Genomic DNA, 24,931 nt, shown 5'->3' with positions numbered 1-24,931 from the left:
GGCGGCTCCTTATGCGCTCATCAGCTGTTCAATATCTTGTTCAACGGTCGTAATGGCGCGCAGGCCAAACTTCTCGTTAAGAACGGCCAGCAGATTTGGCGTCAGGAAGCCCGGAGCGGTAGGGCCAGTGACGATATTTGTCACGCCCAGCGACAGCAGGGTCAACAGGATAACAATCGCTTTTTGCTCAAACCAGGACAGCACCAGGCTCAGTGGCAAATCGTTAACGCCACAACCGAGTTTCTCCGCGAGCGTGACCGCAAGGATAATCGCCGAATAAGCATCGTTACACTGGCCGGCATCCACCAGGCGCGGCAAGCCTTCGATATCGCCGAAGTCCAGTTTGTTGAAACGGTATTTCCCGCACGCAAGCGTCAGGATCAGGCAATCTTTCGGCACGCTGGTGGCGAAGTCGGTGAAGTAGCTACGTTCGCCACGTTCGCCATCACATCCACCGACGAGGAAGATGTGGCGCAGTTTTTCACGGCTCACCAAATCAATCAGTGTATCGGCAGCACCCAGCAGAGTCTGGCGGCCAAATCCGACGGTGATCAGATGTTCGATTTCGCTGTAAGGGAAGCCCGCCATTTGCTGTGCCTGGGTAATGACCGCGGTGAAATCATCACCTTCGAGGTGGCTCACACCCGGCCAGCCGACGATGCTGCGGGTCCAGATACGGTCGGTGTAAGAGCCGACTTCTGGGTTAATGATGCAGTTGGATGTCATCACAATTGGCCCAGGGAAGCGGGCAAATTCGCTTTGCTGATTCTGCCAGCCGCTACCGTAGTTACCGACCAGATGTTTGAATTTACGCAGTTCCGGATAACCGTGTGCAGGCAACATTTCGCCGTGGGTATAGACGTTAACGCCAGTACCTTCAGTTTGTTCCAGCAAGTTATAGAGGTCTTTCAGGTCGTGACCGGAAATCAAAATACATTTGCCTGCAACCGGGCGGACGTTGACCTGGGTCGGTGTCGGGTGGCCGTATTTCTCCGTTTCGCCGTGATCCAGAATACTCATCACTTTGAAGTTCATCTGGCCGATTTCCATCGAGCATTCCAGCAACGCGCCCATATCAGCAGGCCAGGTGCCGAGCCACGCCATAATTTTATGGTATTGGGCGTAAATGTCGTTGTCGTACTGGCCGAGAACGTGGGCGTGTTCCATGTAAGCTGCGGCACCTTTGAGGCCGTACAGGCATAACAGGCGCAGGCCAAGAATATCTTCACCGATTTCTGCTTTATCGCGGTTTGGCGCGAATTCAGCTGCCTGGCGTTGCAGGTCGCCCAAATCGTTGCTGACCAGTTGAAGTTCAGCCATCGGGTTGGCGACGGTGAGTTGTGGGTTAATGGCGAGGCTACGCGTTTTCAGGCTTTCACGCAGCGCGATGGCTTCTTGCGCGTATCCGACAATGCGTGGCGAATCGAAGTTAACGTTAGTCAGGGTAGAGAAGAATGCGCGAGGCGCAAAGTTGTCGATGTCATGGTCGATAATACCGACTTCACGTGCGGCAATGGCCCATGCAGACAGCCCCTGTAAGGCGGCAATCAGCAGATCTTGCAGATCAGATGTTTCGGCGGTTTTGCCACACATACCCTGAGCGTAAGAACAGCCGTTGCCCGCCGGGGTGCGGATTGTTTGTTCACATTGCACACAAAACATAATCGTACCTTTTAAAGTTATATTTGATATACATGTTTAAGGTTATGCTCAGTGCTGCAGAGGGAAAAGGTATTTTTTATGCAACTTAAGTGGAGATTGATTTAGCGCAATTTTGGCGGCAGGAACCTACCGCCAATGAGGTATCAGGAGGCGAAAAATGCCATTAACAGCGGAGTCAGTAAGCTAAGGATAAAGCCGTGAACAATTGCCGCCGGGACAATTTCCAGGCCGCCACTGCGTTGCAGCACCGGGAGGGTGAAATCCATTGATGTTGCGCCAGATAACCCGAGCGCGGTGGAGCGACTGCGGCGGACCAGGCCTGGAATCAACATGATGGCAATCAGTTCCCGCGCCAGATCGTTAAAGAACGCCGCGCTGCCAATCACCGGGCCGTAAGATTCCGTCATCAAAATACCGGAAAGCGAATACCAGCCGAAGCCAGACGCCATGGCTAAGCCGGTTTTAATCGGCAGGTCGAGAATAAAGGCATTGATAATGCCGCCCGCCAGTGAGCTGAGAGCGACGACTACCGCGACTATCATGCCACGGCGATTTAACACTATCTGCTTTAAGGTCATGCCGCTGTTACGCAACTGGATACCAACAAGTAATAACAGGAAGATCAGCGTGTACTCGCTGGCGGCAGTGGCATGGTGCAAAATCGGCCATGCGGTAAGGCCGAGCGCAAATCCGGCCACCACAACGCCACAGAGCTTGAGCGATTCCAGCGCCATCGCAATACGCGACGGGAGTTGTTCCTGCTGGTGACTGTGCCGCCATGGCATGGATCGTTCCAGCCAAAGCAGTGCTGCGGCATTACACAGCAGTATCACCACCACGCTAACCGCCGCGTATTGAAATATCGCCAGCAGATTACTGGCCAGGTTATCGAGAAATGCGAGGCTGATGCCCATGAAAAATAAAATGACGTAAACAATCCAGCTCAGCAGGCGATTAATTAGCTTAAGCAAACTGGTTTGTTTTAAAGGAATGAGATAACCGACGATCAGCGGTACTAAGATAATTAACAATCCCGAAAACATGGTGCGGACAATCCTTGCAAAATAAGTAACGGCGTATGTCACACTACCCAAAGAAGGGGAATGAGTAAAGCGCCGAAAATAGAGGGTTTTTATGCAAGTTGTACGCGGCAAAAGAAGAGAGTTTGCGTAGGGCAGAGGAATCTACCCTACGCGAGTCAATTAGTTACGTTTTTCCAGTAAAGTGCGGTAGATAACGCCACCCAGGATACCGCCAATGATTGGCATCACCCAGAATAACCACAACTGTTCTAAGGCCCAACCACCCTGGAAGATAGCCACCGCAGTACTACGCGCTGGGTTCACCGACGTGTTGGTGACCGGAATACTAATCAGGTGAATTAACGTCAGTGCCAGGCCGATCGCAATTGGTGCAAAACCGGCTGGGGCAAATTTATCTGTTGCACCATGAATAACAATCAAGAAGCCGCAGGTTAATACGATTTCAATAATAATTGCTGACAACATGGAATAATTACCAGGCGAATGTTCGCCATAGCCATTTGAAGCAAAGCCACTGGCCGCTGCATCAAAACCGCTTTTACCGCTGGCAATTAAATAGAGAATACCCGCCGCAACGATACCGCCAATTACCTGCGCAACAATATAGCCAATCACTTCTTTTGCCGGGAAGCGACCACCAGCCCATAAACCCAGAGTCACTGCCGGGTTAAAATGGCCGCCAGAAATATGACCGACTGCATAAGCCATGGTTAATACGGTTAAACCAAAAGCTAATGCAACACCGGCAAAACCAATTCCTAATTCTGGAAAAGCTGCCGCGAGCACAGCACTCCCACACCCGCCAAAGACCAACCAAAATGTACCGAAAAATTCTGCTGCTAATTTCCTAAACATAACCACCTCTGCTTTCTAAAAAAAACGAAATTCAGGCAAGTTATATCCTCAAATTTCAAGTGGCAGAAACGCGGACTGAATCCATTCATCTGAGTCACAAAGATTACATTGTGAGCGGGATTTATGGACTTGTCGTTCAACAACAACACAAGATATTTGGGATATTTTTAAAACTTACCCGATTATTTTTTGTTACAACCATTATGGAAGTAAGGCTATAAATAAAAGAGCAGTGATATTAATGAGTTCGGTATAAAAGAACCAGTTGATTAAATCCTCTTAAATTGACTTAGGGCATTGATATACCATTGTTTACAAGGGCATACGCATTTAGAAGTATAGAAGATTTTTAAATAAATAAGAATCTTCTTGTATCGATCGCATTTTCTGTTAACCAGATAAATAATAGATAGTTATTACAATTTGACGCGTTTTTTATTACACCTCTTTTAGGGAGGGAAGTGCACTTCATCTCCCGCTATACCTGTCCTGCTTCAAGTTGTTGGCGACGTTTGCTCGCCCAAATCTCTTACTACAGTTAGCTCATCGGGACTCGTTCTCTTGCCACCTGCCACAACTCGAATTATTTTGGGTATATACTCGAATAATGCAGTCAGGTTCGGGTTGATAAAGGAAAGCATCACCAATCTGGAGGGATTATGTTTCTTGAGCGAGTGGAAGTTGTCGGGTTCAGAGGGATTAACCGTCTATCGTTAATGCTTGAGCAAAATAACGTGTTGATTGGTGAAAACGCCTGGGGTAAATCCAGTCTGTTAGATGCATTAACGCTATTGTTGTCGCCGCACCAGACGCTGTATCACTTCCAAAAAGATGATTTCTATTTCCCGGCCGGGGACGTACAAGGTCGGGAGCATCATTTACATATTGTTCTGACTTTTCGGGAAGCCGCACCCGGGCATCATCTTGGGCGACGCTATCGCGCGCTTGCACCGGTATGGAATCAAGGCGAGGGCGGTTTTCATCGCATCATGTATCGGCTGGTGGGTGAACTCGCGCAAGATGGCTCCATTCTGACGCTGCGCAGCTTTCTTGATAATCAAGGCCGGGCAATCGAACTGGATGACATCGACAACCTCGCGCAGCAAATCATCCGCCTCAACCCCGTATTACGTCTGCGTGATGCGCGTTTTATGCGCCGCTTGCGTAACGACAGCATTCCCGCGATGCCAGAAACCGAAATGACCGCTCGCCAGCTCGATTTCCTGGCGCGAGAACTGGTCTCACGCCCGCAAAATCTCACTGATGCGCAGCTGCGGCAAGGTCTGACGGCGATGGTGCAACTGCTTGAGCACTATTTCTCCGAGCAAGGCGCGCCCGCGCATAATCGTTTGTTGCGTCGTCGCTTGCACGATGAACAACGTAGCTGGCGCTATCTGGATATCATTAACCGCATGATCGACAAACCCAATAGCCGGGCACATCGCATGATTTTACTGGGGATGTTTTCAACGCTATTGCAGGCAAAAGGCAGCGTCGCGCTGGATAAAGACGCCCGTCCGCTATTGCTGGTGGAAGATCCGGAAACCCGCCTGCACCCGATTATGTTATCGGTGGCCTGGCATTTGCTAAATCTGCTGCCACTACAAAAAATCACCACCACCAACTCTGGTGAACTGTTGTCCCTCACCCCAGTCGAGCACGTTTGCCGCCTGGTGCGCGAATCATCAAAAGTGGCGGCCTGGCGGCTGGGTCCTGCTGGGATGAATGCAGAAGATAGCCGGCGCATCGCATTCCATATCCGGTTTAACCGCGCCTCGTCGTTGTTTGCCCGCTGCTGGTTATTAGTGGAAGGCGAAACGGAAGTCTGGGTCATGAATGAACTGGCGCGCCAGTGCGGGCATCACTTCGACGCCGAAGGGGTGAAAGTTATCGAATTTGCCCAATCAGGCCTGCGCCCGTTGATCAAGTTTGCCCGCCGGATGGGTATTGAATGGCATGTGCTGGTGGATGGTGATGAAGCTGGGAAGAAATATGCGTCCGTGGTGCGCGGCATTCTGGAAAATGACCGGGATCAGGAACGCGAGCATCTCACTGCGTTGCCGGCAATGGACATGGAACATTTCATGTATCGCCAGGGGTTTGCGGATGTGTTCCATCGGGTGGCGCAAATTCCCGAAAACGTGCCGATGAATATGCGCCGCGTGATCGTGAAAGCCATCCACCGTTCATCCAAACCCGATTTAGCCATAGAAGTGGCAATGGAAGCGGGAAGGCGTGGAGTGGATGCCGTGCCGTCGCTGCTGCGCAAAATGTTCTCCCGGGTGTTATGGTTGGCGCGTGGCCGGGCCGATTAGCCCGGCGACTGGCTTAAAGAAGGCGCTCGATTTGTTCCATCATCTCATCCAATAACGTGTAGCGGCGGCGATACTCAGCGCGTTTTTTGCTGGCGATCTCTTCGATAGGTTTGCGAGCCACGCCGAGTGGCATCTTAAAGTAACCTTGAGGCTGTAATTCGCCGCTCATCGACTCCCAGAAGCTATCATAATCGGCATGGATCTTGTCTTTCTTCTTATTGGCATAACGCCACGAGCGATAAATATGTGCGTTATTGCTGACGGCAAGAATGGTGTTCACCCCTAAATGACGTGCTAACAGGCAGGTCGCTTCCAACACCAGACGTTTTGGGAATAATCCATGACACGCTTTGGTCGCGAGCTGAATATATTCATGTGGAATATCATTTTTGGCACCCTGCAGGCCACCAATAAACAGGGTAGGCTTTTGCTGATGCAGGCAAAGGGTGAAGGTTAATCCGGCCAGAACCACACCGTCCTCGCGGGTCAGCGTGACGGTGGCTTCACCTTCTTTATCAACATTGGCGTCGGTGCGTAAATCAAGATGGTAGAAGTTCTCATCTTTACCCGTTATTGTTGCCAGACGTGCGCCGTCAGGGGAGTAGTGCTGTAATAACAAGCGCTCAGGGAGTGCGCGGGTCAGGGCCTGATAGTGGAAAGACAAGGCATCAACCGCCGCCTTACGGTTAAACCTGGCCGTTAAATAGGGGCGATGGACCCGGCAAGGTAGGCCAGGTTGCGCGGTTAGCAGTTTTTCTAACAACGGCTGATGCGATAAGTCGCTCATTAAGCGTGCGGTGGAAAGCGGGTTAGCCAGCGATCGCAGGACAAATTTGCGGCGGTAAGTGGGATTGTGCCAGGCACTTCCAGGCATCCACTGTCCCTTCGCTAAAGAAAGAAACAGCCGCCAGCCATTGAGTTGGGTTGTTGTTCTGAATTCGTTTTCGGCAATTGATGACATGATTGAAACCTGGTTGAAAAACATTGGCGTAATTTCACCATTTGTTCATTCAACAGATGTTCAATCAGGACCAGGCTGATACGGGTTTACGACTTTTGTTGATACTTTATTTAATTAGCCAGTCTGCTTGCAGGATACTTATGAGATTCAAGGGAAAAATAAAAAAACGTTATTGGCTTCTGGGCCTGCTGGTTGTGTTGTTGCTCGTCTGGCTTTGGAAATTCTTGAATGCGCCAACGCCGGTTTACCAGACCATGATTGTGCGCAAAGGCGAGTTGCAGCAAAGCGTGCTGGCGACCGGGAAGCTGGATGCGTTGCGTAAAGTTGATGTCGGTGCTCAGGTGAGTGGGCAGTTGAAAACGTTGTCGGTAAATATCGGCGATAAGGTGAAAAAGGATCAGCTGTTGGGGGTTATCGATCCCGAACAGGCACAGAACCAAATTAAGGAAGTTGAAGCCACCTTAATGGAATTGCGTGCCCAGCGGCGTCAGGCGGTGGCTCAGGCGAAACTTGCGCAAGTGACGTTAAATCGTCAACGAGCGCTGGCAAAAACTCAGGCCGTATCACAACAAGATCTCGACACGGCGGTGACCGATCTTGAAGTCAGACAGGCACAAATTGGCACCATTGATGCGCAAATCAAACGCAATCAGGCCTCTTTAGATACCGCCAAGACTAACCTCGATTACACGCAGATTGTTGCACCTATGGCGGGTGAAGTTACTGAAATCACTACCAAACAAGGCCAGACGGTGATTGCTGCGCAGCAAGCGCCAAACATTCTGACACTCGCCGATCTGAGTACCATGTTGGTGAAAGCTCAGGTTTCTGAGGCGGACGTGATTCATCTTAAGCCGGGTCAAAAAGCCTGGTTCACCGTGCTGGGCGACCCTTTAACGCGTTATGAAGGGGTGTTAATCGATATTCTGCCGACGCCTGTGAAAGTGAATGATGCCATTTTCTATAACGCGCGATTTGAAGTCCCGAACCCGCAAGGCGTATTGCGCCTGGAAATGACTGCACAAGTTCATATCCAGTTGGGTGGAGTGAAAGATGTATTAACCATTCCGCTGGCGGCACTGGGCGAGCCGGTTGGCGATAGCCGCTACAAAGTCTCCGTGTTACGCAACGGCGAAACCCGCGACCGTGAAATTACCATCGGTATGCGTAACGATACCCAGGTGCAAATTGCGACGGGTCTCACCGAAGGTGAAGAAGTGGTTATCGGTAAATCCACTGCCGGGAGCGCACCATGACGGCACTGCTTGAGCTACGGGATATTCGCCGTAGCTATCCGTCGGGAGACGAACAAGTTGAGGTGCTAAAAGGCGTTAATATCACCATTGAAGCCGGTGAAATGGTGGCGATTGTCGGAGCGTCGGGGTCGGGTAAATCGACACTGATGAATATTCTCGGATGCCTCGATAAGCCCAGTAGCGGCAGCTATAAAGTCGCAGGCCAGGATGTCGGATTGCTCGACAACGATGCGCTTGCTACCTTACGTCGCGAACACTTTGGTTTTATCTTCCAGCGCTATCATTTGCTCTCGCATCTGAATGCTACGCAGAATGTGGAAGTGCCGGCGGTGTATGCCGGAACGGCGCGTGTGTATCGCCAGCAACGCGCGCGTGCTTTATTGATGCGCCTGGGGCTTGCGGAACGCGTCGATTACCTGCCTTCACAGCTTTCTGGCGGCCAACAGCAACGTGTCAGTATTGCGCGTGCGCTGATGAATGGTGGGCAGGTGATCCTCGCCGATGAACCGACCGGTGCGCTGGATAGCCATTCGGGCGAAGAGGTGATGGCGACGCTCAAGCAACTGTGTGAGCAGGGCCATACTGTCATCATAGTCACGCACGATTCGACTATTGCCGCGCAGGCACAGCGGGTGATTGAAATCCATGACGGCGAAATCATCAGTAATCCTCCCTCGGTGGCACATCCCCCCGTGTCACGCAAAGAGCCGAAAACCCAGCCCGTTTACTCGGCCTTTCAGCAAACCCTGAGCAGTTTTCGCGAAGCGTTCACCATGGCCTGGCTGGCGTTGGCGGCCAATAAAATGCGCACGTTGCTGACCATGCTGGGGATTATTATCGGCATCGCGTCAGTGGTCTCGATTGTGATTGTTGGTGATGCGGCAAAACAGATGGTATTGCAGGACATCCGCTCCATTGGCACCAACACGATCGATGTCTATCCCGGCAAAGATTTTGGTGACGACGATCCTCAGTATCAGCAGGCGCTGAAATACGACGACCTGGTGGCCATTAGCCAGCAACCCTGGGTCAGTTCGGCGACACCGTCGCTTTCCAGCAATTTACGTGTGCGCTATGGCAATGTTGATGCCGCCGCGAGTGTCAACGGAGTCAGCAGCCAGTACTTCAACGTCTATGGCATGGGCTTTAGCGAGGGCAATACCTTCAACGAAGAGCAACTGGCGGGACGCGCGCAGGTGGTGGTGCTGGACAGCAATACCAAACGGCAACTGTTCCCTGATAAAGCCAAAGTGGTCGGCGAAATTGTGCTGGTCGGGAATATGCCTGCAACGGTGATTGGTGTGGCGCAAGAGAAGCAGTCGATGTTTGGCAGCAGCAAAATCCTGCGGGTCTGGTTGCCGTATAACACTATGGCGGGCCGCGTAATGGGGCAAAGCTGGCTGAACTCCATCACGGTGCGGGTTAACGAAGGCTATAACAGCCATGAAGCCGAGCTTCAGCTAAATCGGTTGTTGCAGCTGCGTCACGGCAAGAAGGATTTCTTCACCTACAATATGGATGGCCTGTTGAAAACCGCAGAAAAGACCACACGTACTCTACAGATGTTCCTGACTTTGGTGGCGGTCATTTCGTTACTGGTCGGCGGTATTGGCGTGATGAATATCATGCTGGTGTCCGTGACGGAACGTACTAAAGAGATCGGTATCCGCATGGCGGTGGGTGCAAGAGCCAGTGATGTGCTACAGCAGTTTTTGATAGAAGCCGTGCTGGTTTGCCTGGTGGGAGGCGCGTTAGGGATTTCGTTATCTCTGTTAATTGCCTTCACTTTGCAACTGGTCTTGCCGGGCTGGGAAATTGGCTTTTCACCGATGGCGTTGCTCACGGCATTTGCCTGTTCGACCGCGACGGGAATTATTTTTGGCTGGTTACCGGCGAGAAATGCCGCGAGATTGAACCCTATTGACGCTTTAGCTCGTGAATAATTTTCATCTGAGGTATTACGTTTGGTTATAAAAATGCCAGCTGATGGGCTGGCATTTTGACCCTGGGATGTACACAATGAAACAAAAGGGTCAGGCGACCGCTGCTGCTTCGAGTTCCAGAGGCACAATCAAACTAGCGTGGTTGCCTTTAGGCCCCTGATGTACATCAAACCTGACAATTTGTCCGGCTTTCAGCGTTCTGTAACCATCCATCTGAATGGTGGAGTAATGAGCGAAGATATCTTCGCCGCCGCCTTCAGGGCAGATAAAGCCGAACCCTTTAGCGTTATTGAACCATTTAACAGTACCCGTCTCCATGCTTCTACATCCTTCGTAAATCTTATAAGTGAGATGGAATGAACCGGTGGGATGAGGGTGGGCTGTTCAAAACCTCACCAACTCACGCTTGTACAATGTAGATAATTTAAGCATGTCGTCAAGCGTTGCACGGGGGGGTAAGAATGAAAATGAATCAAAAATTTGAAGCAGTTAACGCTATTGTGATTAATGTGACAGAGCTCTCGTAAGCGAATGACTGTCACTTTTGAACACGATGAGTCACGTTATCTGAAAGCGTATTACACTCAACCTATGGGCTTCGCCTTAATGACAATGGGCGATTAAACATGATGACGATTTGCAATGGGTAAGACGAACGATTGGTTGGATTTCGACCAGCTGGTGGGTGACAAACTGCGCGAAGCGCTGAAACCACCGTCGATGTATAAAGTTATGTTAATGAACGATGACTACACGCCGATGGAATTTGTTATTGACGTGCTGCAAAAGTTCTTTTCTTATGATGTAGAACGTGCAACGCAATTGATGCTCACTGTGCACTATCAGGGTAAAGCTATCTGTGGCATTTTTACTGCAGAAGTAGCGGAAACCAAAGTCGCGTTAGTGAACCAGTATGCAAGAGAGCATGAGCATCCGCTGCTGTGTACGCTAGAAAAAGCCTGAAGAAGGCAAAATTTGGGGGAGGTGCCTATGCTCAATCAAGAACTGGAACTCAGTTTAAACATGGCTTTCGCCAGAGCGCGCGAGCACCGACATGAGTTTATGACTGTCGAGCACCTGTTGCTAGCTTTGCTAAGCAACCCGTCAGCTCGCGAAGCGCTGGAAGCGTGTAGCGTAGATCTGGTGGCGTTACGACAGGAACTCGAGGCCTTCATCGAACAAACCACACCGGTTCTGCCAGCCAGTGAAGAAGAGCGTGATACACAACCTACGCTCAGCTTCCAGCGTGTGCTGCAACGTGCGGTGTTCCACGTCCAGTCTTCTGGTCGCAGTGAAGTGACTGGCGCAAACGTGCTGGTGGCTATTTTCAGCGAGCAGGAATCCCAGGCAGCGTATCTGCTGCGTAAACATGAAGTCAGCCGACTTGATGTGGTCAACTTCATCTCTCACGGTACACGTAAAGACGAACCTAATCAGGCACCGGGTGCAGAAAATCCGGTCAATGAAGAGCAAGCAGGCGGGGAGGAACGTATGGAAAACTTCACCACCAATCTCAACCAGCTTGCACGTGTGGGAGGGATAGATCCGCTGATTGGTCGCGAGAAAGAGCTCGAGCGTGCCATTCAGGTTCTCTGCCGTCGCCGTAAAAACAACCCGCTGTTAGTGGGTGAGTCGGGCGTAGGTAAAACAGCTATTGCCGAAGGCCTTGCCTGGCGTATCGTGCAGGGCGATGTTCCGGAAGTGATTGCCGATTGCACCATCTACTCGCTGGATATCGGTTCGTTACTGGCGGGCACAAAATACCGTGGTGACTTTGAAAAACGTTTCAAAGCGCTGCTTAAACAACTCGAGCAGGATCAAAACAGCATCCTGTTTATAGATGAAATTCATACCATTATTGGTGCGGGTGCCGCATCCGGCGGGCAAGTTGATGCTGCAAACCTGATCAAACCGTTGCTGTCGAGCGGCAAGATTCGGGTTATCGGCTCAACGACTTACCAGGAGTTCAGCAATATCTTCGAAAAAGACCGTGCTCTGGCGCGTCGCTTCCAGAAGATTGATATTACTGAGCCAAGCGTTGAAGAAACCGTTCAGATCATTAACGGCCTGAAACCGAAATACGAAGCGCATCATGACGTGCGTTATACCGCGAAAGCGATTCGTGCGGCGGTAGAACTGGCGGTGAAATACATCAACGATCGCCATCTGCCAGATAAAGCGATTGACGTTATTGACGAAGCGGGTGCCCGTAGCCGCCTGATGCCGGTGAGCAAACGTAAGAAAACGGTCAATGTTTCCGACATTGAAACCGTGGTTGCACGTATCGCCCGCATCCCGGAGAAAAGCGTTTCGGCAAGCGATCGCGATACGCTGCGCAGCCTTGATGATCGCCTGAAAATGCTGGTGTTTGGCCAGGATAAAGCCATTGAGGCATTAACCGAAGCCATCAAAATGAGCCGTGCGGGATTGGGTCATGATCACAAGCCTGTGGGTTCATTCCTGTTTGCCGGGCCAACGGGTGTCGGTAAAACCGAAGTCACCGTACAGCTGGCAAAATCGCTGGGCATTGAGCTGTTACGTTTCGATATGTCGGAATACATGGAACGCCATACGGTAAGCCGTTTGATTGGCGCGCCTCCAGGTTATGTAGGTTTTGATCAGGGCGGGCTGCTGACGGATGCAGTGATTAAACATCCTCATTCCGTATTGCTGCTTGATGAGATCGAGAAAGCGCACCCGGATGTCTTTAACCTGTTATTACAGGTGATGGATAACGGAACGCTGACCGATAACAACGGACGTAAAGCTGACTTCCGTAATGTGATTCTGGTGATGACCACCAACGCCGGTGTGCGTGAAACGGAGCGTAAGTCTATTGGCCTGATTCGTCAGGACAACAGCACCGACGCAATGGAAGAGATCAAGAAGATCTTTACGCCAGAATTCCGCAACCGTCTGGACAACATCATTTGGTTCAACCATCTGTCTACGGATGTGATCCACCAGGTTGTTGACAAGTTTATTGTCGAGCTTCAGGTGCAGTTGGATCAGAAGGGGGTGTCGCTTGAAGTGAGCCAGGAAGCCCGCGATTGGCTGGCAGAAAAAGGCTATGACCGTGCAATGGGCGCACGTCCAATGACACGTGTTATTCAGGATAACCTGAAGAAACCGCTCGCTAACGAACTATTATTTGGTTCACTGGTGGATGGTGGACAAGTAACGGTCGCTTTGGATAAAGAAAATCAGAAACTGATTTATAACTTCCATGGCGCTCAGAAACATAAACCGGAAACTGCTCATTAATTTATCAGTATGACGGAATAAAAAAAGGCCAGGTCATCGACCTGGCCTTTCTATTACTAATTTGTACTTATATTGTTCACGCCGCCTGTTGTTGCCGCAGCGCTAAATAAAACTATCAGCGACTACGGAAGACAATGCGGCCTTTGCTCAGGTCGTACGGGGTCAGCTCTACAGTGACTTTGTCACCCGTCAGGATGCGGATATAGTTTTTACGCATTTTACCGGAGATATGAGCGGTAACCACGTGCCCGTTTTCCAGCTCAACGCGGAACATGGTGTTAGGTAACGTATCAAGTACGGTACCCTGCATTTCAATATTGTCTTCTTTGGCCATCTAATCCTCGAGGGTATCACTACCATAGTTTTGAACCGGCAAGATAATGCCCAAGTTCACGTATCATGTAAAGAATTGTTGGTGAAATCACCAGCGAAAGTGCAATTTGCGCATTACCCGAGACCCACTCAAAAGCCGCACAATTGGCGCTCACGAAGAAGGCTGCGAAGAGATAAACGATGGGCTGTCCCTGTTAAAGCTAATCCCATACAGCGGCGGGGTAATGAGCAGAGCTCACTCTGCGGGGCTAATTATAACACTCTTAACAGTAATGTGCCGTAAACATTATCGTTACGACAGGATTTGTGGTACCCAGCAATAGGATGCGAGCGCTTGTGGGCGAAATATAGACAGATGTGAGAGATATTCCCGGCGGGGAATTTCAATTGCGCCCAAAGATGCGGTATGGGCATTAAGCACCTGGCAGTCAATAAGCTTGCCGCCATAGCTGATAAAGTGCTGACAGAATATCAGCAGGGCCGTTTTAGAGGCGTTTTCTCGTCGGCTAAACATAGATTCACCGCAGAATAACGCACCTTGCGCCACGCCGTACATTCCACCAACCAGCTCATTATCTTCCCAGACTTCAATCGAATGGGCGTGCCCGAGTTCATGCAGCCGTTTATAAGCATCAATAATGTCAGGAGTAATCCAGGTCCCTTCATCGCGATCGTCAGCACATTCGCTAATCACACGTTCGAAAGCATGGTTTAGCGTCACGCGGTACGGGGAGTTGCGATGGAATCTCTTCATGCTGCGGCTTAAGTGAAAGCGCTCAGGAAAAAGCACCGCACGCGGATCGGGCGACCACCATAAAATAGGGTCGCCAGGAGAGAACCACGGAAAAATGCCGCGCTGATAAGCCATCAATAAACGGGCTGGACTTAAATCGCCCCCGAGCGCCAGTAACCCATTAGGTTCACGCAACGCGCCTTCCGGGGAAGGGAAGGCAATTGAGTCACGAGAAAGCTGAATAAGGCGCATGACTTCTTAACTCCGGGCAACGGGGTAATAATTATTGATATTAGACCAATTACACAGCCTACAAACGCTGATGGAAATGATAATAACGTCCACCGCTCGCCATTAATTCGGCGTGAGTACCATGCTCAATAATTTGTCCATTGTCCATCACAATAATGCTGTCGAAATGAGCCAAACCGCGCAGGCGATGGGTAACCATCAACACTGTTTTCTCTTTGGTCACTTCAGACAGTAAATCAAGGATCTGGCGCTCAGTTTCCGCATCTAAACCTTCTGTCGGTTCGTCGAGTAAGAACAGCGGAGCGTCATGCAGTAAGGCACGCGCAATGGCTAAACGGCGTAATTCCCCACCGGAAAGCTGACGACCGCCTTCACCCAACCAGCTATTCAGCCCGGCGTCTTCCTGTAACTTCTCAAGACCGACACGGGTCAGGACGCGACATAAGTCTTCATCGCTGGCCTGTGGTGCGGCAAGCAGCAAGTTGTCGCGTAATGTGGCACTAAATAAATGGACGCGTTGCGATACCACACTGGTGGAGGTGCGTAATGCCGTTTCATCGAACTGGCTTAGCGCTTCGCCATTGAGAAGGATCTCGCCTTGCTGGCACTCCCACGCGCGGGTCAGCAATTGAAGCAGTGTTGATTTACCACAACCGGTACGCCCCAAAATCGCAACGTGCTGGCCTGCTTCAACGTTAAGTGAGATATCCCGTAGCGCCATCTGAGATTGCTCAGGATACGCGAAACTCACATGGTTAATTTCCACTGCCACGCGCTCAGGAACGGCATGAGGTTGTTGAGTGAAAATGACTTCTGGTTTTTGGCTGGTGATTTCCGTTACCCGCAGTGCTGAGGCGATAACCTGGCCAAGATGCTGAAAAGCGCCGGTGACAGGTGCCAGCGCTTCGAACGACGCCAGTGCACAGAAGACAAACAGCGCAATGAGCGCGCCCGGTGTAGTATTTCCGCCTACGCTTTCGGCGGCCATCCATAACATCAGAATCACCGCCATCCCGCTAATCAGCAGCATCACGGCTTGAGACAATGCCGTTAACTCGGCCTGACGACGCTGTCCTTCTTGCCAGTCATCTTCGGTCTTATCCAGTTGTTCACGGTAACGTTGGGAGGCACCGAAAATGGTCAGCTCCGCATGGCCTTGCAGCCAGGCTGTCAGTTGCTGGCGGTATTGACCGCGCTGAATGGTAATCGCTTCGCCGGTTGATTTCCCGAGGTAATAAAATATTGGCGGAAGCAATACTAAAGTCGCGAGTAAAATAGCGCCGAGTGTGAGAGCCAGTCGCACATCCAGCCAGCTCAGACCAAAGGTCACCACCACAATCACCACAAACGCGCCGACCATCGGCGAAATCACGCGTAGGTAAAGGTGATCGAGCGTATCTACGTCCGCAACCAGGCGGTTGAGTAATTCGCCCTGACGAAAACGTGCAAGACCAGCAGGTGAGAGCGGGAGCAGTTTGCTAAATGTGGAAACGCGTAAATGCTGAAGCACGCGGAATGTCGCATCGTGGCTCACCAGACGCTCAAAATATCGTCCTGCAGTACGGGTGATCGCTCCGCCTCGCACGCCTGCCGCGGGCAGCATATAGTTAAAAGTATACAGGCCAGCGACGCCAACCACCGCCGAAGCCGAGAGGAACCAGCCAGATAAAGTCAGCAGTCCAATACTTGCCAGAAGGGTGATAATGGCTAATACCACGCCAAGCATCAATAGCCATTTATGACGGCAATAAAGCGCCAAATACGGGAGTAAAGCACGCATCAGATCTCCTCCTGGCGGTGAGCCAGTAACGTAGCAAACGGGCCTTGCTCGGCGGCAAGCGTGGCGAAATCACCTTGTTGTACGATTTGACCCTCACGCATGACCCAAACCTCATCCCAGTCGTTGATGTAATCCAGTTGGTGGGTCACCATCAATGTGGTTTGCTGACGGGATGCGTGGCTTAGCGCGTCCATGACACGTTGTTCACTGTGAGCGTCCAGGCTTGCTGCCGGTTCATCGAGCAGCAGTAATCCGCAGGGCATCAGCAACGCACGTGCAACCGCGACTCGCTGTGCTTGCCCGACAGACAAACGCGCCGCTGCTTCGCCCAGCGGGGTATCCACACCTTGTGGCAGCAATGGGAGGAATTCACTCACCGAAGCTTTATCCAGTGCAGCTGTCAGCTGAGCGGTACTCGCATCAGGTGCGGATAACAGCACATTTTCGCGGATGGTCGGTGCAGGGAGTTGCGGGTTTTGCCCAACCCAACTCAGTTGTTCACGCCACCATTTAGGCTCCAGTGCTGAAAGCTCAACACCGTTTATCAGCAACTGACCTTGATACGGTAAAAATCCGGACAATACATTGAGTAGCGAACTCTTACCTGCGCCGCTTTGCCCGACCAGCACCACTCGTCGTCCGGCTGAAAGGGAGAAGTTGAGCGGCCCGGCAAGAATTTTCTCTTCAGTTGAGAGGATAACCAAATCTCGAGCTTCAATGCTGACAGGCTCGTTATTGTTGAACTTAGCCGTGCCTTGTTGACGTTGCTGCAAAGGCGAATCAAGGAACGTCATCAGGCTGTCTGCGGCACCTACGGCCTGCGCTTTGGCGTGATAAAAGGTGCCCAGATCGCGTAATGGCTGGAAGAACTCAGGCGCAAGGATCAGGGCCAGAAAACCAGCAAATAGCGTTACGCCGGTGCTGTAGTGGCCAAAGTTTAGCTCGCCTAAATAGGAGAAACCGAAGTAAACCGCGACCAGAGCGATGGATAAAGAAGCGAAGAATTCCAGTACGCCGGAAGAGAGGAACGCAAGGCGTAACACTTCCATGGTGCGTTGACGGAAGTCCTGGGAAGCGGCGCGAATATTCTCCGTTTCAGCAGTGCCACGGTTAAACAGACGCAATGTCTCCATACCGCGCAGACGGTCAAGGAAATGCCCGCTCAGTCGCGCAAGGGCCTGGAAGTTACGGCGGTTAGCATCTGCGGCACCCATACCGACCATCGCCATAAACAGCGGAATAAGCGGCGCGGTGCAGAGCAGAATCAGGGCGGCAACCCAGTTAGAGGGGAAAATAGCGATAAGTATGAGCACCGGCACCATCACCGCAAGCGACATTTGCGGCAGATAGCGAGCATAGTAATCGTGCATATCCTCGATTTGTTCCAGCACGAGAGTGGCCCAACTGCCGACAGGTTTTCCCTGAATCCTGGCTGGCCCCGCTTCATGTACCCGATCGAGCACTTTTCGCCGAATTTCCTGACGAATGTGCAACCCCGCGTAAAAACCGACTTTTTCTCGTAGCCACACCACCCATGCGCGCAATACAAAAATCAGTATCAGGATAACGAAAAGCAACAGCAGCGCTTCACGGGGGATGTTATCCATGATCATGTGCTGCAACATTCTGGCTAACAGCCAGGCTTGAGCCACAATTAAAAGCCCACTGACCAGTCCCAGAACGCGGGAAAGCCCTAACCAGCGGCGGGAGATAATGCTTTGTTTTTTTAGCCAGCGGCTAAGTTCTTGTTGACGGGTTTTATTCATGAGTGCCAGTAGTTGCCGGTGCAGGTTGATAATGAATTATCAGGCAAAATTTGCGGGCAATGTTACAACGCAGGCAAAAGAAAGGCGACCTATTCAGTCGCCTTTACTTATCTTCAAACTGCCACCATGGGCAGTTAGAGAGACTTATTCTGTTCGGCTAGTCCGTCAAGGTAGCGCTCAGCATCAAGTGCCGCCATACAGCCAGTGCCTGCAGAAGTGATGGCCTGGCGATAGATATGGTCCATTACATCACCCGCTGCAAACACGCCTGGGATGCTGGTTTGCGTGGCATTACCGTGAATACCAGATTGAACTTTGATGTAGCCATTTTCCAGTTCAAGCTGATCGGCAAAGATGCCAGTATTTGGGCTGTGGCCGATAGCCACGAACAGGCCTGCAACTTCCAGCTCTTCAGTGGTGTCGGTATTGTGCACATCGCGAAGACGCAGACCGCTCACACCCATTTGATCACCGGTAACTTCATCTAGAGTGCGGTTGGTGTGCAGCACGATGTTGCCGTTCTTCACCTTCTCCATCAGGCGGTTGATGAGGATTTTCTCGGCGCGGAAGCTGTCACGGCGATGAATCAAATGCACTTCAGAGGCGATATTCGCCAGATAAAGCGCTTCTTCAACGGCGGTGTTACCACCACCGATGACTGCGACCTTTTGATTGCGATAGAAGAAGCCATCGCATGTTGCGCAGGCAGAAACGCCACGGCCTTTAAACGCTTCCTCAGAAGGCAAGCCCAGGTAACGAGCGGATGCTCCGGTCGCAATAATCAAGGCATCACAGGTGTATTCGCCGCTGTCACCCGTCAGACGGAATGGACGATTTTGCAGATCAACCTTCGAGATGTGGTCGAAAAGAATTTCTGTTTCGAACTTGGCTGCGTGTTCGTGCATACGTTCCATTAACGCAGGGCCAGTCAGGTCGTTAGGATCACCCGGCCAGTTCTCGACTTCGGTCGTGGTGGTCAACTGGCCACCTTTTTCCATCCCGGTAATCAAAACGGGCTTGAGGTTGGCGCGTGCCGCGTAGACTGCTGCGGTATAGCCCGCAGGGCCGGAGCCAAGAATTAGCAATTTACTGTGTTTAGCGGTGCCCATGAGATCCTCATTGTTCGTTGGCAGACAATCGAGGGATTGTAGGGAATTTGGCGGGGTAAAAAAAGGGTACAGGGGTTGTGTTGGCGATAATGTTAACTATATGTGCAATAGCTGTGTTCAATCAGCCGCATTAAATTCAGTAGAAGCGCATAAAAAATCATTCAGAAAGTCTAAATACTCACCTGGGTAAAGTGATGAATAATCGTCAAGTAGCCCAGATATCCGGCACGTTCCACTAAATTTAGATGTTTTGCTTTGACAATCCGCTAAGCATTTGCGAAAACATTCGAGGAAGAAAAACATTTGGTGTGACAGTTGCAAAATAATCACGCATACCTGATGCAATTTTACCGGGTTATTGAAATCTACTCATGGCGTGGACAGACGCCATAAGTGATGTCGTTAGCAGCCATTGGGCACCGGTCTTCTCACGTACACCCGGAACATTGACGTTGACCGGGTTATGGCAGGTGAAGGAAGGAACACAGAGAGACTATAATAATGGTAGATAGCAAGAAGCGCCCTGGCAAAGATCTCGACCGCATCGATCGCAACATCCTTAATGAACTGCAGAAGGATGGGCGTATTTCCAACGTCGAGCTTTCTAAACGAGTAGGGCTTTCACCGACTCCGTGCCTTGAGCGCGTGCGTCGTCTGGAACGACAGGGTTTCATCCAGGGCTACACTGCTCTGTTGAACCCGCATTATCTGGATGCATCACTTCTGGTATTTGTTGAGATTACTCTGAATCGTGGCGCACCGGATGTGTTTGAGCAATTTAATGCCGCAGTTCAAAAACTTGAAGAAATTCAAGAGTGTCATTTGGTATCCGGTGATTTCGACTACCTGTTGAAAACCCGTGTGCCGGATATGTCAGCGTACCGCAAATTACTGGGCGAAACCTTGTTGCGACTGCCGGGTGTGAACGATACCCGTACCTATGTGGTCATGGAAGAGGTCAAACAGAGCAATCGTCTGGTTATTAAGACCCGTTAACACGGGCCAGGTGCAAAATCTGCGTATTTTGGTTACACTCCTGGTAATTCATACAGCAACAGTGCCGGGAATGCCCGGCATTGTTGCTCTCCATATTTATTAAGGACCTGGAGAGTCTTACTTGAGCCAGGAATACACCGAAGAAAAAGAAGTTACATTGAGGAAACTCAGCAGCGGGCGTCGGGCATTAGAGGCGTTACTGCTTCTTGTGGCCATTTTTGCCGTCTATTTGATGGCAGCGTTGCTTAGTTTCAATCCTTCCGATCCCAGTTGGTCACAAACCGCATGGCATGAACCTATCCATAATTTGGGTGGGACGCCCGGCGCATGGTTGGCCGACACGCTATTTTTCATCTTTGGCGTAATGGCCTACACCATTCCGGTGATTATTATCGGTGCATGTTGGTTTACATTCCGCAATCGTGATAGCGAAGAGTTTGTCGATTATTTTGCCGTTTCCTTACGTCTGATTGGCGTTCTGGCCATGGTGCTGACGGCTTGCGGCCTCGCGGCGATTAACGCCGATGACATCTGGTATTTCGCCTCCGGCGGCGTTATCGGGAGTCTGCTGAGTACCGCCATGATGCCTTTACTGAATAGCAGCGGCGGGACTATCGCATTGCTGTGCGTATGGGCCGCGGGCTTGACCCTGTTTACCGGTTGGTCGTGGGTCAGCATTGCTGAAAAAATTGGCGGAGCAACCTTAAGCGTGCTCACCTTTGCCAGCAATCGCACTCGTCGTGATAACACCTGGCAGGATGATGATTACGACTACGAAGAAGATGAAAAACATGACGGAGAACACGCGCCAGAAGTCGAAAAGCGTGAGTCTCGTCGTGCGCGCATTTTACGTGGCGCTTTAGCCCGTAAGCAGCGTATCTCAGAGAAGTTTGCTAATCCAAACGCGCGCAAAACAGACTCTGCGCTGTTTTCTGGTAAGCGAATGGATGACTCTGAAGACGACGTTTTGTTCTCAAATAACAAAGCGACGCTGCCGGAAGATGACGTGCTGTTCTCGGGTAATAAAGCCACTTTGCCGCAAAGCGAAGAGTACGATCCGCTTTTACACGGCCAGTCTATTGTTGCACCGGTCGCCGCGACTGCAGCCGCGGCGATGGCAAATAACCCAGACTACGCAGCACCGGTTATGCCAACGGCAACCGTGCCTCCGGTTACGGCACCGGCTCCAGAAGTGGAACCTACACCTGCTATTGCCTGGGAACCTGCGCCAACCACCGTCACGCCAGACCCCGTGATTGCGCCTGCTCCTGAAAGCTATCAGGCACCGCGTGAGGCCGAGCAATATATTCCGCAGCAGGTGACTAACCACTGGTCAGAACCTGTCGTTGAGCCAGTGGCAGTTGAACCTGCTTACTACGAGCCTGCGCCTGTCGAGCCAATCTCAGAGCCGGAACCGGTAGTAGAAGAAGTTAAACCGTACGTCCGCCCGCCGATTTACCATTTCGAAGAGGTTGAAGAGCGACGTGCGCGTGAGCGTGAGCAACTTGCTGCCTGGTATCAACCGGTTAACGAGCCCAAACCTGATCCCTACGGCTATGATCAAAGCCCTGCGTTTACTCAAACGACCTCGACGACAGCGCCACGCATTGAAACACCATCAATGCCGCAAGGTGTGTTCGACACCCCATCTGCGGTGCCAGCCCCAACGGCTGCCATTCCGCAGGATGTAAAAGATGCGGCAAAAGTCGTGGGTGCAGCGGCAGCCTTTAGCCCGGTATTTAGCATAGCCAGTGATGCGCCACGTCCTCAAACTAAAGAGGGGATTGGCCCGCAATTGCCACGCCCAAATCGAGTGCGGGTACCGACTCGCCGTGAACTGGCTTCATATGGGATTAAGTTGCCTTCTCAGCGCATGGCTGAAGAGGAAGCTCGTCGTCAAAATGGTATGGACATCGAAGATGAGTATGCCGACGATGCCGAAGAAGTTCAGCAGCATGAGCTTGCTCGTCAGTTTGCTGCTCAACAACATCAACGTTATGGCGAAGAGTATGAAGACGACGCTTCCCAGCAAGATGAAGATGAGGCCGAACAGGCTGAGTTAGCGCGTCAATTTGCGGCACAACAGCAGCAACGCTACTCAGCACCTGAGCCGCAATCCACTCAGCAACAACCGAATAATGCGCCGTTCTCACTGGATGATTTTGATTTCTCGCCAATGAAAACCTTAGTCAACGATGGGCCAAGTGAACCATTGTTTACGCCGAGCCCGGTTGAAGAACCCGCACCGGTTCAGCCTCAGCACAGCTGGCAAGCAGCCCAACCGCAGAGTACGCCGCCACAGCCTGTTGCACCGGTTGCCGCACCAAAGGCGCAGGAAAGTTTGATCCATCCATTCCTCATGCGAAATGGTGATGATCGTCCGTTGCAACGTCCTACCACGCCTTTGCCGTCGCTGGACTTGCTGACCTCACCGCCAGCAGAAGTTGAGCCTGTGGACACCTTTGCGCTTGAGCAAATGGCGCGCCTGGTGGAAGCGCGCCTTGCGGATTATCGTATTAAAGCCGATGTCGTGGATTACTCTCCAGGCCCGGTCATCACTCGTTTTGAGCTTGATTTAGCTCCAGGAGTGAAAGCCGCGCGTATTTCCAACTTGTCTCGTGACCTTGCGCGTTCATTGTCGACAGTCGCAGTGCGTGTCGTTGAGGTTATTCCGGGCAAACCTTATGTGGGTCTGGAGTTACCGAACAAAAAGCGTCAGACCGTCTACTTACGTGAAGTGCTCGATTGCGCCAAGTTCCGTGAAAGTGCTTCACCGTTAACGGTGGTGCTGGGTAAAGACATCGGTGGTGAACCGGTGATTGCTGACCTGGCGAAAATGCCGCACTTGCTGGTTGCCGGTACCACGGGCTCCGGTAAATCTGTTGGCGTCAACGCCATGATCCTCAGCATGCTGTATAAAGCGACGCCTGAAGAAGTGCGCTTTATCATGATCGACCCGAAAATGCTTGAGCTGTCAGTGTACGAAGGCATTCCACATCTGTTGACTGAAGTCGTTACCGATATGAAAGACGCCGCTAACGCATTGCGTTGGAGCGTTAACGAGATGGAACGCCGCTACAAACTGATGTCAGCGTTAGGCGTGCGAAACCTGGCAGGCTACAACGAACGAGTGCTGGAAGCTGAGCGCATGGGCCGTCCAATTCCTGATCCATTCTGGAAGCCGGGCGACAGCATGGAAGTGTCTCATCCAATGCTTGAGAAGCTGCCATATATCGTGGTGTTGGTGGACGAATTTGCTGACCTGATGATGACGGTTGGCAAGAAAGTGGAAGAGTTGATTGCTCGTCTGGCACAGAAAGCGCGTGCTGCGGGGATTCACCTTGTACTGGCCACTCAGCGTCCATCGGTTGATGTGATAACCGGTCTGATTAAAGCCAACATCCCGACGCGCGTAGCGTTTACCGTATCGAGCAAAATTGACTCTCGTACCATTCTTGATCAGGCTGGCGCTGAGTCACTGTTGGGGATGGGGGATATGCTCTATTCTGGGCCAAACTCAACGCTGCCAGTGCGTGTTCATGGCGCGTTTGTCCGTGACCAGGAAGTGCATGCGGTCGTTCAGGACTGGAAAGCGCGTGGGCGTCCACAATATATCACCGGCATTACCTCAGATAACGAAAGTGAAGGTGGTGCAGGTGGCGGCCTTGACGGGGATGAAGAACTCGATCCGCTGTTTGATCAAGCCGTTGCTTTCGTGGTCGAAAAACGTAAAGCGTCTATTTCTGGTGTTCAGCGTCAGTTCCGGATCGGCTATAACCGTGCTGCCCGAATTGTTGAGCAAATGGAAGCGCAGGGGATCGTCAGCCCACAAGGGCATAACGGTAATCGCGAAGTACTGGCTCCGCCGCCATTCGAGTAAACCTGAGTACAAGGGTCGCTGATGTGGCTCTTGTGCAAAGAAGGGTAAATTACCGGAAAATCAGCTTTTTCTTCTATTGCTCATCAATAGCACTCGACTAGAGTGGGCAACAGAAATGCCACAGCGCAGTCGCTTTGTGGCGCATGAATTTTAAGGGATCATAATGAAAAAAATCGCTATTACTTGTGCTTTGTTGACTGCTATGACCGCAACTGCTGCCTGGGCTGATGCCGCAGGTGACCTGAAAGATCGTTTAGATAAAGTCAGCAGCTTCCACGCCAGCTTCACTCAGAAAGTGACAGACGGTAGCGGTGCTGCAGTGCAAGAAGGTCAGGGTGATTTGTGGGTTAAACGTCCTAACCTGTTCAACTGGCACATGACTCAGCCCGATGAAAGCATTCTGGTTTCTGATGGTAAAACGTTGTGGTTCTATAACCCGTTTGTTGAACAAGTTAGCGCAACCTGGTTGAAAGATGCGACGGGCAATACGCCGTTTATGTTGATTGCGCGTAACCAAAGCAGCGACTGGCAGCAGTACAACATCAAACAAAGCGGTGATGATTTCATCCTGACGCCAAAAACCAGCGCCGGTAACCTGAAGCAGTTCACCATCAATGTTGGACGCGACGGGACTATTCATCAGTTCAGTGCCATTGAGCAAGACGACCAACGCAGCAGCTATGCGCTGAAAACCCAGCAAAATGGTGCTGTAGATATGAGTAAGTTTACGTTTACCCCGCCTAAAGGCGTGACGGTGGACGATCAACGTAAGTAGAGGTATGA

General features: G+C 51.3%; 18 protein-coding genes. 8 read left to right on the top strand and 10 right to left on the bottom strand.

The annotated features are described in order from the left end of the window. Positions 1–9: 9 nt before the first annotated feature. The 3 genes from hcp to aqpZ form a co-directional block, all read right to left on the bottom strand. Positions 10–1,662, bottom strand: a complete 1,653-nt coding sequence (gene hcp, locus WBL83_RS04245; protein WP_424587946.1) for a hydroxylamine reductase — start codon at positions 1,660–1,662, stop codon at positions 10–12. A 143-nt stretch (positions 1,663–1,805) separates the two neighbouring features. Continuing rightward, positions 1,806–2,705 (bottom strand): lysine exporter LysO family protein, encoded by a 900-nt coding sequence (locus WBL83_RS04240; RefSeq protein WP_424587945.1) that lies wholly within the window; start codon positions 2,703–2,705, stop codon positions 1,806–1,808. Positions 2,706–2,864: 159 nt separating this feature from the next. Further along, on the bottom strand, positions 2,865–3,560 hold the full coding sequence (gene aqpZ / locus WBL83_RS04235) for an aquaporin Z (protein WP_424587944.1): 696 nt from the start codon (positions 3,558–3,560) through the stop codon (positions 2,865–2,867). A gap of 659 nt (positions 3,561–4,219) precedes the next feature. Here aqpZ and WBL83_RS04230 point away from each other — a divergent pair. Continuing rightward, positions 4,220–5,875 (top strand): ATP-dependent endonuclease, encoded by a 1,656-nt coding sequence (locus tag WBL83_RS04230; protein WP_424587943.1) that lies wholly within the window; start codon positions 4,220–4,222, stop codon positions 5,873–5,875. A gap of 13 nt (positions 5,876–5,888) precedes the next feature. On the opposite strand, the gene WBL83_RS04225 is transcribed toward WBL83_RS04230, so the two are convergent. Next, a complete protein-coding gene (locus WBL83_RS04225) occupies positions 5,889–6,836 on the bottom strand; it encodes a VirK/YbjX family protein (protein ID WP_424587942.1) in 948 nt (315 codons plus the stop codon). A gap of 140 nt (positions 6,837–6,976) precedes the next feature. Here WBL83_RS04225 and macA point away from each other — a divergent pair, with 140 nt between their 5' ends. Beyond that, the gene (gene macA, locus WBL83_RS04220) at positions 6,977–8,092 is read left to right on the top strand and encodes a macrolide transporter subunit MacA (protein ID WP_424587941.1); all 1,116 of its coding nucleotides are present in this window, start codon (positions 6,977–6,979) and stop codon (positions 8,090–8,092) included. Continuing rightward, the gene (gene macB / locus WBL83_RS04215) at positions 8,089–10,035 is read left to right on the top strand and encodes a macrolide ABC transporter ATP-binding protein/permease MacB (RefSeq protein ID WP_424587940.1); all 1,947 of its coding nucleotides are present in this window, start codon (positions 8,089–8,091) and stop codon (positions 10,033–10,035) included. The genes macA and macB overlap by 4 nt, the downstream gene beginning before the upstream one ends. Before the next feature lie 90 nt (positions 10,036–10,125). Here the strand turns inward: macB and cspD are convergent, their stop codons facing one another. Further along, positions 10,126–10,353 carry a cold shock-like protein CspD gene (cspD, locus tag WBL83_RS04210; RefSeq protein WP_183270896.1) on the bottom strand — a complete coding sequence of 76 codons (228 nt, stop codon included), beginning with the start codon at positions 10,351–10,353 and terminating at the stop codon, positions 10,126–10,128. A gap of 324 nt (positions 10,354–10,677) precedes the next feature. Between cspD and clpS the strand changes: the two genes are divergently transcribed. Then, positions 10,678–10,998, top strand: a complete 321-nt coding sequence (clpS, locus tag WBL83_RS04205) for an ATP-dependent Clp protease adapter ClpS (RefSeq protein WP_034456405.1) — start codon at positions 10,678–10,680, stop codon at positions 10,996–10,998. A 27-nt stretch (positions 10,999–11,025) separates the two neighbouring features. Continuing rightward, positions 11,026–13,299, top strand: a complete 2,274-nt coding sequence (gene clpA / locus WBL83_RS04200; RefSeq protein WP_183270895.1) for an ATP-dependent Clp protease ATP-binding subunit ClpA — start codon at positions 11,026–11,028, stop codon at positions 13,297–13,299. Positions 13,300–13,414: 115 nt separating this feature from the next. Here clpA and infA read toward each other — a convergent pair whose 3' ends face one another. From infA to trxB, 5 genes are all read right to left on the bottom strand, one after another. Beyond that, positions 13,415–13,633 carry a translation initiation factor IF-1 gene (gene infA, locus WBL83_RS04195; protein ID WP_002211347.1) on the bottom strand — a complete coding sequence of 73 codons (219 nt, stop codon included), beginning with the start codon at positions 13,631–13,633 and terminating at the stop codon, positions 13,415–13,417. 291 nt (positions 13,634–13,924) lie between these two features. Further along, entirely contained in the window at positions 13,925–14,617 is a 693-nt protein-coding gene (gene aat, locus WBL83_RS04190) for a leucyl/phenylalanyl-tRNA--protein transferase (RefSeq protein ID WP_424587939.1), read from the bottom strand. 58 nt (positions 14,618–14,675) lie between these two features. After that, entirely contained in the window at positions 14,676–16,397 is a 1,722-nt protein-coding gene (gene cydC, locus WBL83_RS04185) for a heme ABC transporter ATP-binding protein/permease CydC (RefSeq protein ID WP_424587938.1), read from the bottom strand. Beyond that, on the bottom strand, positions 16,397–18,163 hold the full coding sequence (cydD, locus tag WBL83_RS04180; RefSeq protein ID WP_424587937.1) for a heme ABC transporter permease/ATP-binding protein CydD: 1,767 nt from the start codon (positions 18,161–18,163) through the stop codon (positions 16,397–16,399). Before cydD ends, cydC begins: the two co-directional genes overlap by 1 nt. A gap of 134 nt (positions 18,164–18,297) precedes the next feature. Beyond that, positions 18,298–19,272 (bottom strand): thioredoxin-disulfide reductase, encoded by a 975-nt coding sequence (gene trxB, locus WBL83_RS04175; protein WP_424587936.1) that lies wholly within the window; start codon positions 19,270–19,272, stop codon positions 18,298–18,300. A 501-nt stretch (positions 19,273–19,773) separates the two neighbouring features. Here trxB and lrp point away from each other — a divergent pair. From lrp to lolA, 3 genes are all read left to right on the top strand, one after another. Then, the gene (gene lrp / locus WBL83_RS04170) at positions 19,774–20,268 is read left to right on the top strand and encodes a leucine-responsive transcriptional regulator Lrp (protein WP_000228469.1); all 495 of its coding nucleotides are present in this window, start codon (positions 19,774–19,776) and stop codon (positions 20,266–20,268) included. Positions 20,269–20,389: 121 nt separating this feature from the next. Beyond that, positions 20,390–24,148, top strand: coding sequence for a DNA translocase FtsK 4TM domain-containing protein (locus WBL83_RS04165; RefSeq protein WP_424587935.1), 3,759 nt, complete (start codon positions 20,390–20,392; stop codon positions 24,146–24,148). A 163-nt stretch (positions 24,149–24,311) separates the two neighbouring features. After that, on the top strand, positions 24,312–24,923 hold the full coding sequence (lolA, locus tag WBL83_RS04160; RefSeq protein WP_424587934.1) for an outer membrane lipoprotein chaperone LolA: 612 nt from the start codon (positions 24,312–24,314) through the stop codon (positions 24,921–24,923). Positions 24,924–24,931 lie beyond the last annotated feature (8 nt).

The sequence above is a fragment of the Buttiauxella sp. genome, from assembly GCF_049686335.1.
Lineage (GTDB): Bacteria > Pseudomonadota > Gammaproteobacteria > Enterobacterales > Enterobacteriaceae > Buttiauxella.
This window is presented reverse-complemented; position numbering and strand designations above follow the sequence as displayed.